Source organism: Pseudokineococcus lusitanus (genome assembly GCF_003751265.1).
Lineage (GTDB): Bacteria > Actinomycetota > Actinomycetes > Actinomycetales > Quadrisphaeraceae > Pseudokineococcus > Pseudokineococcus lusitanus.
This window is the reverse complement of record NZ_RJKN01000006.1, coordinates 282,698-297,912: the sequence shown is the minus strand read 5'-3', so window position 1 is coordinate 297,912 and position 15,215 is coordinate 282,698. Positions and strand designations below refer to the sequence as shown.

10 protein-coding genes are annotated in these 15,215 nt (G+C 79.2%); 3 read left to right on the top strand and 7 right to left on the bottom strand.

Going from position 1 to position 15,215, the window contains the following annotated elements:
• Positions 1–36: 36 nt before the first annotated feature.
• The 3 genes from galT (at position 37) to EDC03_RS12850 (ending at position 4,653) form a co-directional block, all read left to right on the top strand.
• Positions 37–1,182, top strand: coding sequence for a galactose-1-phosphate uridylyltransferase (galT, locus tag EDC03_RS12860; RefSeq protein ID WP_241967180.1), 1,146 nt, complete (start codon positions 37–39; stop codon positions 1,180–1,182).
• Positions 1,179–2,462 carry a galactokinase gene (gene galK, locus EDC03_RS12855; protein ID WP_199720226.1) on the top strand — a complete coding sequence of 428 codons (1,284 nt, stop codon included), beginning with the start codon at positions 1,179–1,181 and terminating at the stop codon, positions 2,460–2,462. Before galT ends, galK begins: the two co-directional genes overlap by 4 nt.
• A gap of 148 nt (positions 2,463–2,610) precedes the next feature.
• A complete protein-coding gene (locus EDC03_RS12850) occupies positions 2,611–4,653 on the top strand; it encodes a sensor domain-containing diguanylate cyclase (protein WP_123380626.1) in 2,043 nt (680 codons plus the stop codon).
• A gap of 642 nt (positions 4,654–5,295) precedes the next feature.
• Here EDC03_RS12850 and EDC03_RS12845 read toward each other — a convergent pair.
• From EDC03_RS12845 to EDC03_RS12815, 7 genes are all read right to left on the bottom strand, one after another.
• Complete coding sequence (locus EDC03_RS12845) at positions 5,296–6,684, bottom strand: S8 family serine peptidase (RefSeq protein ID WP_158674295.1); 1,389 nt, start codon at positions 6,682–6,684, stop codon at positions 5,296–5,298.
• Between the two features lie 103 nt (positions 6,685–6,787).
• The gene (locus EDC03_RS12840) at positions 6,788–7,792 is read right to left on the bottom strand and encodes a quinone oxidoreductase family protein (protein ID WP_123380624.1); all 1,005 of its coding nucleotides are present in this window, start codon (positions 7,790–7,792) and stop codon (positions 6,788–6,790) included.
• Between the two features lie 164 nt (positions 7,793–7,956).
• Positions 7,957–9,615 (bottom strand): HNH endonuclease signature motif containing protein, encoded by a 1,659-nt coding sequence (locus tag EDC03_RS12835; protein ID WP_148058083.1) that lies wholly within the window; start codon positions 9,613–9,615, stop codon positions 7,957–7,959.
• Positions 9,616–10,155: 540 nt separating this feature from the next.
• Complete coding sequence (locus tag EDC03_RS12830) at positions 10,156–10,749, bottom strand: GNAT family N-acetyltransferase (RefSeq protein WP_241967179.1); 594 nt, start codon at positions 10,747–10,749, stop codon at positions 10,156–10,158.
• Positions 10,750–10,843: 94 nt separating this feature from the next.
• Complete coding sequence (locus tag EDC03_RS12825; RefSeq protein WP_123380705.1) at positions 10,844–12,085, bottom strand: cysteine desulfurase-like protein; 1,242 nt, start codon at positions 12,083–12,085, stop codon at positions 10,844–10,846.
• A gap of 69 nt (positions 12,086–12,154) precedes the next feature.
• Positions 12,155–12,730 carry a hypothetical protein gene (locus EDC03_RS12820; RefSeq protein ID WP_148058082.1) on the bottom strand — a complete coding sequence of 192 codons (576 nt, stop codon included), beginning with the start codon at positions 12,728–12,730 and terminating at the stop codon, positions 12,155–12,157.
• A complete protein-coding gene (locus EDC03_RS12815; protein WP_158674293.1) occupies positions 12,727–15,150 on the bottom strand; it encodes a SpoIIE family protein phosphatase in 2,424 nt (807 codons plus the stop codon). Before EDC03_RS12815 ends, EDC03_RS12820 begins: the two co-directional genes overlap by 4 nt.
• Positions 15,151–15,215 lie beyond the last annotated feature (65 nt).

Here is a 15,215-nt window from a genome sequence, read left to right as displayed (position 1 = left end):
CCCCGACCCCAGCCCTCCCCGACCCCCGGAGCCCCCGTGACGACGTCCGCCCCCGCGCCCTCGGCGCTGCGCGGCCCCGGCACCGAGCAGCTGCTCGCCGACGGCCGCACCCTGCGCTACTACGACGACCGCGGCGGCGCGGGCGCGGGCCGGCCCCGCCCCGACGGGCGGCCGATGACCGCCGCCGACCGCGGCCGCGCGGGCGAGGTGCGCCGCGACCCGCTGACCGGCGACTGGGTGGCCCTGGCCGCGCACCGCATGACGCGGACCTTCCTGCCCCCCGCCGACGAGTGCCCGCTGTGCCCGACCGGGCGCGGCGCCGTCGCCTCCGAGGTCCCGGCGGCCGACTACGACGTCGCCGTCCTCGACAACCGCTTCCCGTCCTTCGCGGAGCTCACGGTGGGCCCGCCCGCCGGCCTCCTCGACGACGAGCCGCTGTGGCCCGTCGGCCCGGCGGCCGGGCGCACCGAGGTCGTCTGCTTCTCCAGCGACCACGCCGCGTCCTTCGGCGACCTCGGCGTCGAGCGGCTCCGCACGGTCGTGCGGGCCCTCGCGCACCGCACCGAGGAGCTGTCGGCGCTGCCCGACGTCGCCCAGGTCTTCTGCTTCGAGAACCGCGGCGCCGAGATCGGGGTGACGCTCTCCCACCCGCACGGGCAGGTCTACGCATACCCGTACCTGCCGCCGCGCACGCAGGCGCTCGTGCGCGAGGCCCGTGCCCACCGGGAGCGCACGGGGGGCAACCTCCTCGCCGACGTCCTGGCCGCCGAGGTGCGCGCGGGCGAGCGCGTCGTCCTGCGCGCCGAGCACTGGACGGCGTACGTGCCCGCCGCCGCCCGCTGGCCCGTCGAGGTCCACCTGGCCCCGCACCGCGACGTGCCCGACCTCGCCGCGCTCGAGGACGACGAGCGCGAGGAGCTGGCGCACGTCCAGCTCGACCTCGTCCGCCGGCTCGACCGCTTCTTCCCCGAGGTCGAGCACCTGCCGTACATCTCCGGCTGGCACCAGGCGCCGACCGGCGAGCACCGCGACCTCGGGCGGCTGCACCTCCAGGTGTTCTCCCTCCTGCGCTCGCCCGGCAAGCTCAAGTACCTCGCCGGCTCGGAGTCGGCGATGGGCGCGTGGGTCAACGACCGCACCCCCGAGGCCATCGCGGCGCGGCTGCGGGAGGTGGCCCGGTGAGCGCCCGGTCGAGCGCCGGGACGGGCGCCGGGACGGGCGCCGAGGAGGGCGCCGTGGGCGAGGTCGCCGAGGTCTTCGCCCGTGCGCACGGCGGAGACCCGGCCGGCGTCTGGGCGGCGCCGGGGCGGGTGAACCTCATCGGCGAGCACGTGGACTACGCCGGAGGCCGGTCGATGCCCTTCGCGCTGCCGCAGCGCACCCTCCTCGCGGCGCGGCCGCGGGAGGACGGGCGGGTCCGCGTCGTCTCGGCGTGGGCGCCCGACGAGGTGTGGGAGGGCGACCTCGCCGACGTCCGCCCCGGCAGCGACGGCGGCGCGGGCTCCGTCGAGGGCTGGGCGGCCTACCCCGTCGGCGTCCTCTGGGCGCTTTCGCAGGCGGACGGCCCGGGGTGGGCCGTGGGCGGCGCCGACCTCGCCGTCACGTCCGACGTCCCCGTCGGCGCGGGGCTGTCGAGCTCCGCGGCGCTGACGTGCTCGACGGCGCTCGCGCTCGCGACGCTCACCGGCCACGCCGACGGGCCGGCCGCCGACCCGACGACGCCCGAGGGCGACGCCCTGCGCCGCCTGCTCGTCGGCGCGGCCGTCCGCGCGGAGAACGAGGTGGCCGGCTCGGCGACGGGCGGCATGGACCAGCAGGCCTCCCTGCGCTGCCGCGACGGGCACCTGCTCCTCCTCGACTCCTCGGACGGGTCGGTGGAGCACGTGCCGTTCGCGCTCGCCGAGCACGGCCTGGCGGTCCTCGTCGTCGACACCCACGCCCCGCACCGGCTCGTGGACGGCCAGTACGCCGCCCGCCGCGCGGCGTGCGCGGAGGCGGCCCGGCTGCTCGACGTCCCGCACCTGGCCCGGGCCGCCGAGGGGTCGTCCGTCGGGGAGGTGCTCGACCGGCTCGCCGCCGCGGGCGCCGACGACGTCGTCGCCCGCCGGGCGCGGCACGTCCTCACGGAGCAGCAGCGCGTGGCGGACGCCGTCGCGCTCCTGCGCGCCGACCGGCCGGCCGACGTCGGCCCGCTGCTCGACGCCTCCCACGCCTCCCTGGCCGCCGACCACGAGGTGTCCTCCCCCGAGCTCGACGTCGTCACCGCCGCCGCCCGGGAGGCCGGCGCGCTCGGGGCGCGGATGACGGGCGGCGGCTTCGGCGGCTCGGCGCTGGCGCTCGTCCGGACCGCGGACGAGGAGGCCGTGGCGGCCGCCGTCGTCGCGGCGTCGCTCGCGGCGGGCCACCCGCGGCCCACCTCGGTGCGCGCGGTCGCGGCCGGGGGCGCCGAGCGCCTGGCCTGAGACGCGCCCGGCCCGCGCCGGCCCGGGACCCGGACGCCGCCCGACCGGACCACCCGCCGCACCTCCCGGCGGGTGGTCCGGCGGGGCGGCCGGGTCGTCGTCGAGGTCGCCGCTCAAGCCGCGCGCCCGACCTGCCGATGGTCGCCCCGTGAGCCCCCTGCACCACGCCGCCGAGCAGCCGGCCGGCCTCCGCCCCCTCCCGACGACGCCGCTCCCCGTCGTGCCGGCCCCGCGCCGGACGCCGTCGGGAGCGCGGCCGGCCCCCGCGCGGGCCGGCGCGGCCCCCGCCGCGCGCGCCGGGGCCCGGGGCGACCGGCGCTCGGTGCACCTCGTCGGCGTCGTGCTCTGCGCGCTCGTCGTCGTCGGCGCCCGGGCCGGCGTGGGGGCCGACTGGGCGACGGCCGCGGCCGGGCCCCTCGCGGCCCTCGCCGTCCTGTGGTGCCGCTGGGCCGGGGTGGTCGGCGACCGGTCCGCGGCCGTCCGCACGGCGGCCCGGGTCGCCCTCGCCGTCGCCGTCCCGGGACTCCTCACCGGCGGCGGGCCCGTCACCGCGCTGCTCGCCGGCGTCGCCGTGGCCGGCTGCGGCCTCCTGACGGCGGAGTCGCACCGCGTGCTCGGCCGGGCCGTCGACGCCCGCCGCGGCCGCGCCGTCCGCCGCACCCGGACGCGCCACCCGCTCGCCACGCCGCCGGACCTCGCCGTCCTCGTCGCCGCGGCCGCCGTCGGGTCCGCCGGCTCCCTGCTCCCGGGCGCCCTCCTCCTCGCGGGCGGCGGGGCGCCCGACCTCCTCGACGCCGGCGCCTGGGCCCTGCGGACGTCCTCCTGCGTCCTCGCCGTCGTCGGCGCCGCACTCGTCGTCACGGCCCCCGGCGCCGGCGTGCGTCGCCGCGTCCTCGTCCGGCGCGCGCCGGGCGACGCCCCCGCCGGGGTCGACGGCGCCGCGCACGGCCCGGTGGCCCACCCCCTCGAGGTGGCGCTGCTCGTCGTCGCCGCCACGTCCGTCCACGTCCTGCTGTGGGGCGTGCTGCAGGGCGCGCCGCTGGCCTTCGCGGCGCTGCCGCTGTCCGTGTGGGTGGCGCTGCGCGCCTCCACCGCCACGACGGCGCTGCACGTCGTCGTCGTCGGCCTCGTCGTCACGGCCTGCGCCGTGGCCGACCGCGGCCCGGTCGCGGGGCTCGGCGAGGCGGGCCCGCTCGTCGCGCACGCCTTCGCCGCGGTCCTCGCCGTCGTCTGCCTCGCGCTGTCGCTCTACCGCCACCAGCGCGACGACCTGCTCGGCCACCTCGACCGCACCCGCCGCGCCGCCGACGAGCGCGCCGACCTCCTCCGCCTCTCCTTCGCCACCGCCCCGACCGGCATGGCCGTCGTCGGCCTCGAGGGCGGGCGGGCCGGCGTCGTCACCGAGGCGAACGCCGCCCTCGCGGCCCTCGTCGGGCGGCCCGCGCGCTCCCTGGCCGGCCGCCGCCTCGACGAGCTCGTCGGCCCGCACGAGGGCGACGGGCCGTGCGCGCTCGGCGGCGGGGCACCCCGGGCCCGCGGCGCGGCCGCCCCGCGCTGCGAGCACGCGGTCGTGGGCGACGGCGAGCGCCGCGGCCGGCTGGGCGCCTCCCGCGTGCACCCGGAGGGACGTGCGCCGTACCTCCTCGTCGTCGTCGAGGACGTGACGGCCGAGCGCCGCCTCGAGCGCGCGCTGCGCCACCGCGCCAGCCACGACCCGCTGACCGACCTGCCGCGCCGCGAGCTGCTCGTCCGCCGCGCCGACGCCGCCGCCGGCCGCGCCGGCCTGCTCTTCCTCGACCTCGACGGCTTCAAGCCGGTCAACGACAGCGCCGGGCACGCCGCCGGCGACGAGCTGCTGCGCCACGTCGCCCGGCGCCTCGTCGTGACCGCCGGGCCCGACGCCCTCGTGGCCAGGGTGGGCGGCGACGAGTTCGCCGTCCTCGTCCCCACCCCGGACGGGGCCTCCCCCGCCGCGCTCTCGGCCCTGGGCCGCCGGCTCGTCGCGGCGCTCGAGGTGCCGGTCATCCTCGACTCGGGCGTCTTCTCCGTCAGCGCGAGCGTCGGCGGCCGCACGGGCGCCCCCGGCCTCGGCAGCGCGGGCCTGCTCCACGACGCCGACCTCGCCATGTACGCCGCCAAGCGCGCCGGGCGCGGTCGGGTGGTCCTGCACGGGGACGTGCTCGCGCGCTGAGAGCCCTCCGCACCTGCCGCTCCGGCCGGGCGCCGCGGGGTGCCTACGTCGAGCGGGTCCCTCGGGCGGCACGACCGGGCCGCCGCGGGGCCGCTAGGTCGCGAGGTCGCGAGGTCGCGAGGTCGCGAGGTCGCGAGGTCGCGAGGTCGCGAGGAGCAACGGCGCCCCAAGGGGGCGTCGCCGCTGGTCGGAGGCCTCCGCGGGCTCGGGGCGGCCGGCCGGTCCTGCGGTCCTGCGGAGGTCTCCGGGCTGCAGGCGTCGGTCGCAGTCACGGCACGTCACCGCAGGTCGGGAGCCCGACGCCGCCGCCGGCGCGGGGCATCTCCTGTCGTACGGCGGACTCCCACCTCCCCGCAGGGCCGACGAGACGCCCCCGCGGGTCGGCCGACCCCGGTCGGCCGCACCCCCGCGAGCCACGGCCGCGGCGGGCCGCCGGCCCGGAGCCGGGACAGGGCGGCGGTCGGCTGACGGAGCCCGGGCGAGGGAGCCCGGGCGACGGAGCCCGGCCGACGGAGCCCGGCCGACGGAGCCCGGCCGACGGAGCCCGGCCGACGGAGCCCGGCCGACGGAGCCCGGCCGACGGAGCCCGGCCGACGTCGTCAGGGCCCCGGGCGGGCCGACCCCCCGGGTCGGCCCTCCGGGTCAGCCGACCTCGGTCGGCCGCACCCCCGCGAGGCACTGCCGAGGCGGGCCGCCGTCCCGGAGCCGGAGAAGGGCGGCGGTCGGGTCGACGAGGCCGTAACCCGTGGCGACGTCGCGGCCCCGCGGGCCGAGGTCGACGGCGGTCTCGAGCAGCGCGCGCTGGACGGCGGCCGGGGAGGCCGAGGGCACGGTCGCGGCGAGGACCGCGGCGGAGGCGGCGACGTACGGCGCCGCCATCGACGTCCCGTCGAGGTAGGCGTAGGTGCCGCCCTTGTAGGTCGAGAGGATGCCCACGCCGGGGGCGGCGATGTCGGCGTGCGCCCCGCGCGAGGAGAAGGGGGCCGTGGCGCGGCGCCGGTCCACCGCGGCGACGGCCACGACGCCCGGGTACGCGGCGGGGTAGCTCGTCGGGGACCCCTCGGCGCCCTCGTTGCCCATGGCCGCGATGACGACGACGCCGTGCTCGATCGCGTACCGGACGGCCCGTGCGAGGACGTCGGAGGACTCCGGGCCGCCCAGCGACATGTTGATGACGTCGGCGCCGTGGTCGGTGGCCCAGACGACGCCGTCGGCGGCCCTCGTCGTGTCGCCGACGCCCGCGGAGCTCAGCACCCGGACGGGGAGGACGTCCGCGCGGACGAGGCCCGCGACGCCCACGCCGTTGCCGATGGTCGCCGCGACGACGCCCGCGACGTGCGTGCCGTGGCCGTGCTTGTCGGTCGTGCCGCCGGGCTGCCTCGTCAGCGCGTCGTACCCGCGCCGGACGCTCCCGGCGAGGTCCGGGTGGCCGGCGTCGACGCCGGAGTCGACGACCGCGACGACCGGCACCGCGATCCGCGACGCCCGCAGCCGGTCCGCGTCCAGCGCGGGGAGGGCCCACTGCTCGCCGACGTAGGGGTCGCCGGCGCGACCGGGGGCCACGGACGTCGCCCCGACGGGGACGGGGTCGCCCACGTCCAGCCGCTGCGCCACGCCCGCGGCCTCGACCGACGGCAGCCCGCCGAGGAGGTCGACGACGGCCCCCGCCCGCGGCGCCTCGACGGCGACGGCGGCGACCTCCAGCCCGCCGTCGTCGGTCGTCACGGCGACCTCGACGTGCTGCACGCCCGCGCCCGGGGTGGCCACCGCGTCGGCCGTCCCGGCGTCGTCGACGAGGGCCCCGGCGAGCTGCGCGGTCTGCCGCGCCGAGAGCTCGTCGGCGAGCGCGTCCGGCAGCACGGCGGCCACGGCGGCGGCGGCGTCCCCCGCGGCGAGCGCGGACGGCGCGGCCACGACGGGCAGCAGCAGGCCGCCGACGAGCAGCGCGGCGGCGGCCCCCGTGCGGCCGGCCCGGCCCACGGCCGGACGGGGGGCGCGACGGCGGGGCGGGGCGACGGGGCGAGGGCTCACGTCCCCTGATCGGCCGATCGGGGGTCCGGCCTGAGGTCCCGGCGCCGACGGGTCGTCGGTGGACGGCCGGCGGGCCGCCGTCGGGGCGGCCCGCCGGTCCGGCTCAGCTGCGGCCGAGCTCGGCCTCGGCCGCACCACCGGGGAGGACGAGCAGCTTGCCCGTGGTGCGGCGGCCCTCGAGGTCCTCGTGCGCGCGGGCGGTCTCCTCGAGCGCGTACCGGCCGCCGACGCGGACGGACAGCTCGTCGGCGGCCGCCCACGCGAGGACGTCGCCGGTCCGGCGCAGCAGCTCCTCGCGCGTCCGCGTGTAGGCGCCGAGCGACGGGCGCGTGACGTACAGCGAGCCCTTGGCGTTGAGGACCTGCGGGTCGAACGGCTCGACGGGCCCGCTCGCGCCGCCGAACAGCACCATGACGCCGCGCGGGCGCAGGGCGTCGAGCCCCTCGGCGAAGGTGGCCCGGCCGACGCCGTCGTAGACGGCCGCCACGCCCTCCCCGCCGGTGAGCTCGCGGGCGCGGGCGGCGAACCCCTCGTAGCCGAGCACCTCCGCGGCGCCGGCGCCCCTGGCCAGGTCCGCCTTCTCGGGCGTGGACGTCGTCGCGAGCACCCGACCGCCGCGCCGGACGACCATCTGCGTCAGCAGCAGGCCCACGCCGCCCGCCCCGGCGTGGACGACGACCGTGTCGCCCTCCGCCACCGGGTAGGTCGACGTCGCGAGGTAGTGGGCGGTGAGGCCCTGGAGCATGAGCGCGGCGGCCGTCTCGGCGTCCACGCCGTCCGGGACGGGCACCGCCTCGGCGGCGTCGACGACGACGCGCTCGGCGCAGCTGCCGGGCGCCTGCTTCCACGCGACGAGCGCGCCCTCGCGGAGGTCGCCGTCGGGCTCCACGCCCTCGCCGAGGCCGACGACGCGGCCGGCGCCCTCGAGGCCGACGCCGAAGGGCGTGGGCATCGGGTAGGTCCCGCTGCGGAGGTACGTGTCGATGTAGTTGACGCCCGCGGCGTCCACCTCGACGAGCACCTGCCCCGGCCCGGGGACCGGCTCCTCGACCTCCCCGACCTCGAGGACCTCTGGACCACCCGTCCGCCGTACCTGCACCGCTCGCATGCCGCGATGGTGGCGCAGGTGCCCGCCGGGCGCTGCCCGGAGCCGCCGCCGCCCTCGCCCGGCGCGGGTCGGGTCGGGTTGGACTGGGTCGGAGGTGACCGTCGCGGCGACGGGACGGGTCGACCGCCGGAGCGAGCACCGGCGTGGCCGTGGCCGTGGCCCCGTCAGAAGGGCGGCGGGTCGTCGTCCTCGACCGGATGCGGTGGTGGCTGGGGCGGTCGTCGGTGGTGGATGGTCGCGGTGACGGCGGCCTCGAGGGCGAGGGCGCCGGGCCAGGCCATGTCGACGGCCGGGTACGAGCAGTCGAGGGGCTCGCCACGGTCGCCCCAGCCGGCGGGCAGGGGTGTGCCGTCTGCGTCGCGGCTGGTGACGGGTCGGGGCAGGAAGGGTGGTGCGGGATCGTCGTGGACCAGCCCGAGGGGTGAGGTCCACCGGGTGCCGAGGCCGTACGGGTCGGCCGGGTCGTCCGTGATGGCCTCGACCTGCCACCCGTAGTGGGTGCGGCACTGGTGGTGCTTGCGGCAGCGGGGCCGCAGGTTGCACTCGCAGGTGGGTCCGCCGGCGCCGTGAGGGACCTGGTGGTCGAGGTCGCAGCGCACCGACGGCTGGGTGCAGCCGGGATGGGTGCACTCGGGCAGGGCGGCTCGGACGTAGCGGGACTGCTCAGCGGTGGGCACGTAGCCGGTGGGCAGGCCCGCGAGCGGGCACGGGGGCCGCCCCGGCGGTCGGTCCTCGGGGAGGGAGGGCCCACGCCCGGCCCACCCGGGGACACCGACGCCTGGCGTCGTCGCCGGGTCGCTGTCGGTAGCAGCGCGGAACGTACCGAGGGCTCCGGTCGAGGTGCTGTCGAGCGCCTTCGGCGTCGTGCGGGTCGTGGTGGCCGGGAGGTGGTGGAGGTGTCCGTCGACGCCGAGGACCGTGCCGGTCCACGGGTCGGTGAGGATCCGGCGGTAGGAGTGGCCGGCGGCGAGGAGCTCGCGGGCGACGTCGGCGGGCACGGCGCCGTGGCCGGCGAGCCACGCCTGCTCGTCGTCCAGGCCCAGCAGCGTCGGGAGCGAGACGTTGAGCTGGGGGCCGTGGCACTGCCCGGCGTGCGCACGGCCGTCCTCACGCAGGCCGGCACCGGTGTCGGTGGCCAGGCCGACCAACGCGTCGAAGCGGCGGGCGTCCACGCCGCGCTGGTCGGGCAGACCGGTGGTGTCGGTGGTGACCGGGTCCAGGCCTGCGGCGACCGCGGCGTGCGGGTCCGCGGCGGCGTTCGGGCCGGTGCGGGTGCGCGCCCACGTGGTGAGGCGGTGGAACAGGGCGGTGATGTCGGCGACGGGTCCGGTGGCGACGAGCTCGGCGGCCCCGTCGCCGAGCGGCTGGACGAGGACGCGGCGGCGGCACGTCTCGTACCGGACGCGGCGGTTGGTCGCGTCGACCTCGAGCCGGGCGACCAACGCCCGGACCTTCCGCGTGATCCCGCGCGGGTCCAGGCGGGGCAGGTCGTCGGCGACCTCGGCGTCGACCCAGCGGGCCTGCTCGGACGTCAGGCCCGCGGTCTCGGCGACGACCGCGTGCGCCTGCCCCGCTCCGACCGTCCCCGCGCTCAGCGCGGCCCGGGTCTCGGGGAGCACGGTCGTGAGCGCGAGCGCGTCGGTGACCAGCCGCCGCGCGCCCGCGACCCCGACCCGCAGGGCGAGGGCGATCTCGGTGATGACGGCCTCGGCGGGGTCCCCGCCGAGGCGCCCGAACCGGGCGGTCTCGACCGGGTCCCCGCCGACCGGCACACCCAGGGAGGCGGCCGTCTCGTCGACGAGGTCGGCCACCAGACCCAGCATCACAGCGTGCTGGGCCGCCGCGGCTGCGTGGGCGTCGCGGAGCTGGTCCAGGACCGCTCGACCTGCCCGCCGGGCGAGGGGGAGGTCGCTCACCGGCACGTCGGCCGGCCCGGCCGACACCGAGGTCTCGGGGGCGGCACCGGACGGTGCACCGGACTGAGCACCCGACGGGACACCCGACGGTGCACCGGACGGAGCACCGGACGGAGCACCGGACGCGTCGTGGTCGTCGGCCGCCCCTGGGGCGCAGTCGCGCGGGCGGTCCTCCTCGGGCTCCTGCAGTCCCACCTCGACCACCCCCTCGCGACCGTCGTCCGAACGTGTGTTCGAATGGTAGTCGAGGGGACCGACAGCCGCCACGGCTGTCCACCGCCGTGCGACCAGCGCCCGACGTGGACCCGGGGACCCGGGCGGGCGGTGGACGGGCCGGACGACGGCACCTCGTCCGGCGCAGCACCTGACGGCCCGACCCGCCGTCCCGAGCGACGCAGCCGCGAGGGCGGGCGGCGGCGGGTCGCACCGCCCGCCCGGGCCGCCCGCTCAGACCTCGGCGGCCTCCCTGGCGAGCACGACGAACTCGAGGTCGTCGCGCCGGGGGCGGCCGAAGCGCTCGTCGCCGTACGGGAACGGGCGACGCTCGCCGGTGCGCTCCCAGCCCTGCCGCTCGTACCAGCCGATCAGCTCGGTGCGCTGGGCGATGACGGTCATCTCGAGCACGCGGGCGTCGAGGTCCTGCGCGGCGTGGCGCGAGGCCGCGGCGAGCAGCGCCCGCCCCGTCCCGTCGCCCTGGCGCGCGGGGTCGACGGCGAGCATCCCGAGGTAGCCGACGACGTCGTCGCCGGCCATGCCCTCGGCCCGGAGCCGTGCGGCCACGTGGCAGCAGGCGACGGGCGCGTCGTCCTCGCCCACGAGGAGGAGGACGGCCGACCGGGGCTCCCCGACGAGCTCGCCGACGGCGTCGGCGTCGGTGCGCTGCCCGTCGAGGAGGTCCGCCTCGGTCGTCCAGCCGGCCCGGCTCGCGTCACCGCGGTAGGCGCGCTGGACGAGCGCGACCACGGCGTCGACGTCGTCGGGGCCCGCGGGGCGCAGCCGCAGGCCGCGGGGGAGGTCGGTCGTGCTGCTCTCGTCGCTCACGCCGCCACGCTGGCAGGGCGTCCGGCCCGCCGCACCCGCGGCCGTCCCCGGCAGCGACCACGGCAGCGACCACGGCAGCGACCGGGGCCGGTCGTCAGACGCGCGCCCCGTCGGCGACCTCGGCGACCGCCGCGAGCAGCCGGTCGACGTCGCCCGCGTCGGTGTAGGGCGCCACGCCCGCGCGGACCATGCCGCCGGTGGCCCGCAGGCCGAGCACCTCGACGAGCTCGCGGGCGTAGTAGTCGCCGTCCGAGACGGCGACCCCCCGCGAGCCCAGCCACCGGGACGTGTCCCGCGGCGAGGCCCCGGCGACCCGGAAGGACACGGTGGGCGTGCGGCGCGCCGGCGCCCCGACGACCGTGACGCCGTCCAGCGCCCCCAGACCGTCGAGGAGCCGTGCGAAGACGGCGGCCTCGCTGCGCTCGAGGGCGGAGGCCGAGCGCAGCAGCCGCTCCCGCCGGGTCCCGCCCGGGCCGGGCACGAGGTCGGCGAGGAGGTCGACGGCCGCGGTGACGCCGGGGAGGAGCTCGAAGGGCGGCGTCCCGTGCTCGAAGCGGGCCGGCACCTCGTCGGGCGCCGGCAGGAGCTTGTCGGGGCGCAGGCCCTCGAGGAGGACGGGGTCGGCGACGACGGCGGCCGCGTGCGGTCCCATGAGCTTGTAGGTGGACAGCGCGTAGAGGTCGCAGCCGAGCTCCGCGACGTCCACGGGCGCGTGCGGGGTCAGGTGGACGCCGTCGACGTACGACGTGGCGCCGACGGCGTCGGCGGCCGCGGTGAGCGCGGCGACGTCGGGCCGCGTCCCCAGCGCGTTGCTGGCACCGGTGACGGCGAGGAGCCGGGTGCGGTCGGTGACCGCCGCGAGCGGGTCGACGAGCTCCCCCGTCGCGGGGTCGACGTCGACCCAGCGCACCGACGCGCCCGCCCGCGCCGCCGCCTGGACCCACGGGCGGACGTTGGCGTCGTGGTCGAGCCGCGTCAGCACGACCTCGTCGCCCTCGCCCCACGTGCGGCCCAGCGCGCCGGCCACGACGTAGGTGAGGTGCGTCATCGACGGGCCGAGGACGACGCCCTCCGGCACCCCGCCCACGAGGTCCGCGACGGCGCGACGCGCCTCGTCCACGGCCTCCTCGGCCCGGCGGCTCGCGTGGTGGGGCCCCTTCCGGTTGGAGACGGCCGAGCCCAGCATCGCGGCGACGGCGGCAGCCACGGGCGCGGGGACCTGCGTCCCGCCGGGGCCGTCGAAGAAGGCCAGGCCCTCGGCGAGGGCCGGGACCTGCGCGCGCAGCGCGGGGACGTCGACGACGGGCAGGTCGGCGGAGGGGGCGGTGGAGCTCATGGTCGCCAGGGTGCCGCCGGGACGGCCCACCCGCGCGCAGGCGCGGCCGCCGCGGGGTCCCGGTGCAGGTCAGCGGCCCCCGACGCCGTCGTCGTCCTCGTCCGCGCCCGCCGGGGACTCGAGCCACTCGACGTCGTCGTCACGGGTCGCGTCCCACTCGCGCTGGGCGGCCAGCACGTGGCGCAGCAGCGACTGCAGCCGGGGCGGGTCGTCGAGGAGCGTCCGCAGGTCGACCTCCCGCCCGCCGTGGTCGGCGAGCCAGTCGAGGAGCGAGGGCTCGGCGCTGGACCCGAGGGCGCGCGACACGGCCTCCTGGAGGTACTGCAGCGTCACGTCCGCCAGGTGACCCGCCTCGTACGCCGCCTCGGCGCCCAGCCACGCCGCGAGGACGTACGCCTGCGCCCCCGTGCCCGAGCCCTCGACCGGCCCGCCGTCCGCCGGCACCGACCGGGGCGGCACGTCGTCGACGTGCGCGACCCACGCGAAGAGCCGCCCCTCCGCGCCGACGACGGCCTCGGTCGGCGCGTCGCGGCGAGCAGCCGCCCAGCCGTCGGCCGGCCCGCCGTCCCCCGCGCCGTCGTCCCCTGCGCCGCCGCCCCCCGCACCGCTGTCCCCCGCACCGCTGTCCGGCGGCCCGCCGCTCACGCCCCACCCACCGGCACCGGCCGTGCGCCGCACTCGAGCCGCAGCGCCAGCAGCGCGACGTCGTCGGCCCGGTCGGCGGGCAGCAGCCGCAGCAGGAGCTCGTCGAGGAGGTCCTCCAGCGGCAGGTCCACGAGGTCGGCGAGGACCTGCCGGAGCAGGGCGAGGCCCTGCTGGAGGCTCTGGTCGCGTCGCTCCACGAGGCCGTCCGTGTAGAGGAGCACCGTGCTGCCGCGCTCGACGACGGCCTCGCCCTCCGTGCGCCCCCGCTCCGGGAGCACCCCGAGCAGGAGGTCGGTGCGGCGGGCCAGCAGCTGGTGGACGTCCCCCTGCGGGTCCACGAGGAACGGCGGCGGGTGCCCGGCGTTCGACCAGCGCAGCCGCATCAGCCCCTCGGCCTCGAGCTCGGGCGACTGCTCGACCCGGGCGACGACGGCCGTCGCCGTCGTGTCGAGCCCGAGCCCCTCCATCGCGGCGTCCAGGCCCGCCAGCACGAGCGACGGGCTCTCGCCCCCGTGGAAGGCGATGCCGCGCAGCAGCCCCCGCATCTGCCCCATGGCCGCCGCCGCGGCGGTGTCGTGGCCGACGACGTCGCCGATGACGACGACCGTGTCGCCCGTGCGCTGGAGGAACGCGTCGTACCAGTCGCCGCCGACGCGCGCCGCCTCGGCGGCGGGCAGGTAGCGCACGGCGATCTCGAGGTGGTCCGGCGTCGGCGGGGCGGACAGGAGGCTGCGCTGGAGCTCCTCGGCGAGCCGGACCTGCTGCCGGTGCAGGCGCGCGTTGTCGAGGCCGACGCCGGCGCGCTCGGCGAGCTGGCGCGCGGTCGCCAGGTCGTCGGCCGTGGCCCGGGCCCGGTCGGCGCCGCGGAACAGCGTGATGACGCCGAGCGTCCTCCCCCGCGCCACGAGGGGGAACACCGTCGCCTGCTGGGGCGCCAGCTCGCCGACGAGGCGGTGCGCCTCCTCCTCGGGACGCATGAGCGCGGCGATCGAGGCGTGGGCCGGCTCGGGGATGCGGACGGGCCGCGTGGACTCGAGGGCCTGGTGGACGTAGCTCGTCGACGCGTCCAGCGCCCGCAGGCGGGACGCCGCGTAGCGCGCGACGAGCGGCCGGGCCTCCTCGTCGGCGTGCCACGAGCCGACGTCCTCGAGCCGGCCGTCGTCGCGGACGAGGGTGACGACGGACCAGTCCGCCAGCGTGGGCACGACGAGCTGCGCGAGGCGGGCGACGGCGGCCTCGGGGTCGCCCGTGGCCGCGAGCTCGGTGCTGACCCGCGCGAGGAGGTCGGCCCGCGCGGCCACGAGGGCCCGGCGCTCCTCGGCGGCCCGGCGCTCGGTGACGTCGAGGAAGTAGACCGACAGCCCGCCGCCGTCCGGCCACACCCGGACCTCGTACCAGCGGTCCAGCGGGGCCGGGTAGTACGCCTCGAAGACCGTCGGCTCGCCGCTCGCGACGACGCCCCGGTAGTGCTCGTCGAAGGCGCTGCCGACCGTGGCGGGGAAGAGCTCCCACACGACGCCGTCGAGGAGCTCCTCGCGCCGGCGGCCCAGCAGGCGCTCGGCCTCCCCGTTGACGTAGGTGAAGCGCCAGTCCCGGTCGAGGGAGTAGAAGGCCGCCGACATCGACTCGAGGACGCGACGGATGCCCGCCTCGGCGTGCGTGGCGTCCGTCGTGTCGTAGGCAGCGCCGAGCAGCCGCGCCGCGACCCCGTCCTCCGCGACCACGTGCCCGCGGGCGGTGATCCAGCGCACCTCGCCACCGGGCAGGACGATGCGGTACTGCTCGTCGTAGCCGCCGACCGTCGTGATGGCCTCGGCCATCGCGTCCTCGACCCGCTGCCGGTCGTCGGGGTGCAGCCGCGCGACGAAGTCCTCGATGCGCCGCCCGAAGCTCAGCGGGTCGTAGCCGAAGAGGTCGATGAGCCGGTCGTCCCACTCGAGGACGCCGGTGCGGACGTCGAGGTCGAAGGCCCCGACGCCGGCGGTGCCGACGGCGAGCCCGAGGCGCAGCCGGCTGGCGGCGAGCTCGTCGACGAGGTCGCCGCGCTGGTGCTGGGCGACGAGCGCCGCGGCCAGGTCCTCGAGGACCTGGCGGTCGTCCTCGGACCACTCCCGCGGACCGGCGCCGTGGACGGCCAGGGCACCGAGCAGCGCCCCGTCCAGCCGGAGGGGGACGGCGAGCACCGCGCCGACGGCCCCCTCGAGCACCTCGGGGGCGGCCGCGGTCCGGGAGTCGGCCGCGGCGTCGTCGACGACGAGGGCGCCCTCGGCCGCCGCGCGCAGCAGGACGTCGCCGGCCAGGGCCGTCGCGTCCTCGTGGAGGCGCGCGCCGTCCGCACCCAGCGCCCGGCGCGCCACCTCGGCGAGGCGGGCGCCCGGGGCGCGAGGTGCAGCGGCGACACCGGCGCTGCTCGCAGCCACGGCTGCCTCCCTCCCCCGACGGCGGCCATCCTGCCGCACGCGACCCACCTCAGCGTGACGAGAGA

Coding starts and splice junctions, on each gene's coding strand:
- EDC03_RS12825 (WP_123380705.1), bottom strand. CDS start 12,085: ATGAGCTCCACCGCCCCCTCCGCCGACCTGCCCGTCGTCGACGTCCCC.
- EDC03_RS12835 (WP_148058083.1), bottom strand. CDS start 9,615: ATGCTGGGTCTGGTGGCCGACCTCGTCGACGAGACGGCCGCCTCCCTG.
- EDC03_RS12840 (WP_123380624.1), bottom strand. CDS start 7,792: ATGCGAGCGGTGCAGGTACGGCGGACGGGTGGTCCAGAGGTCCTCGAG.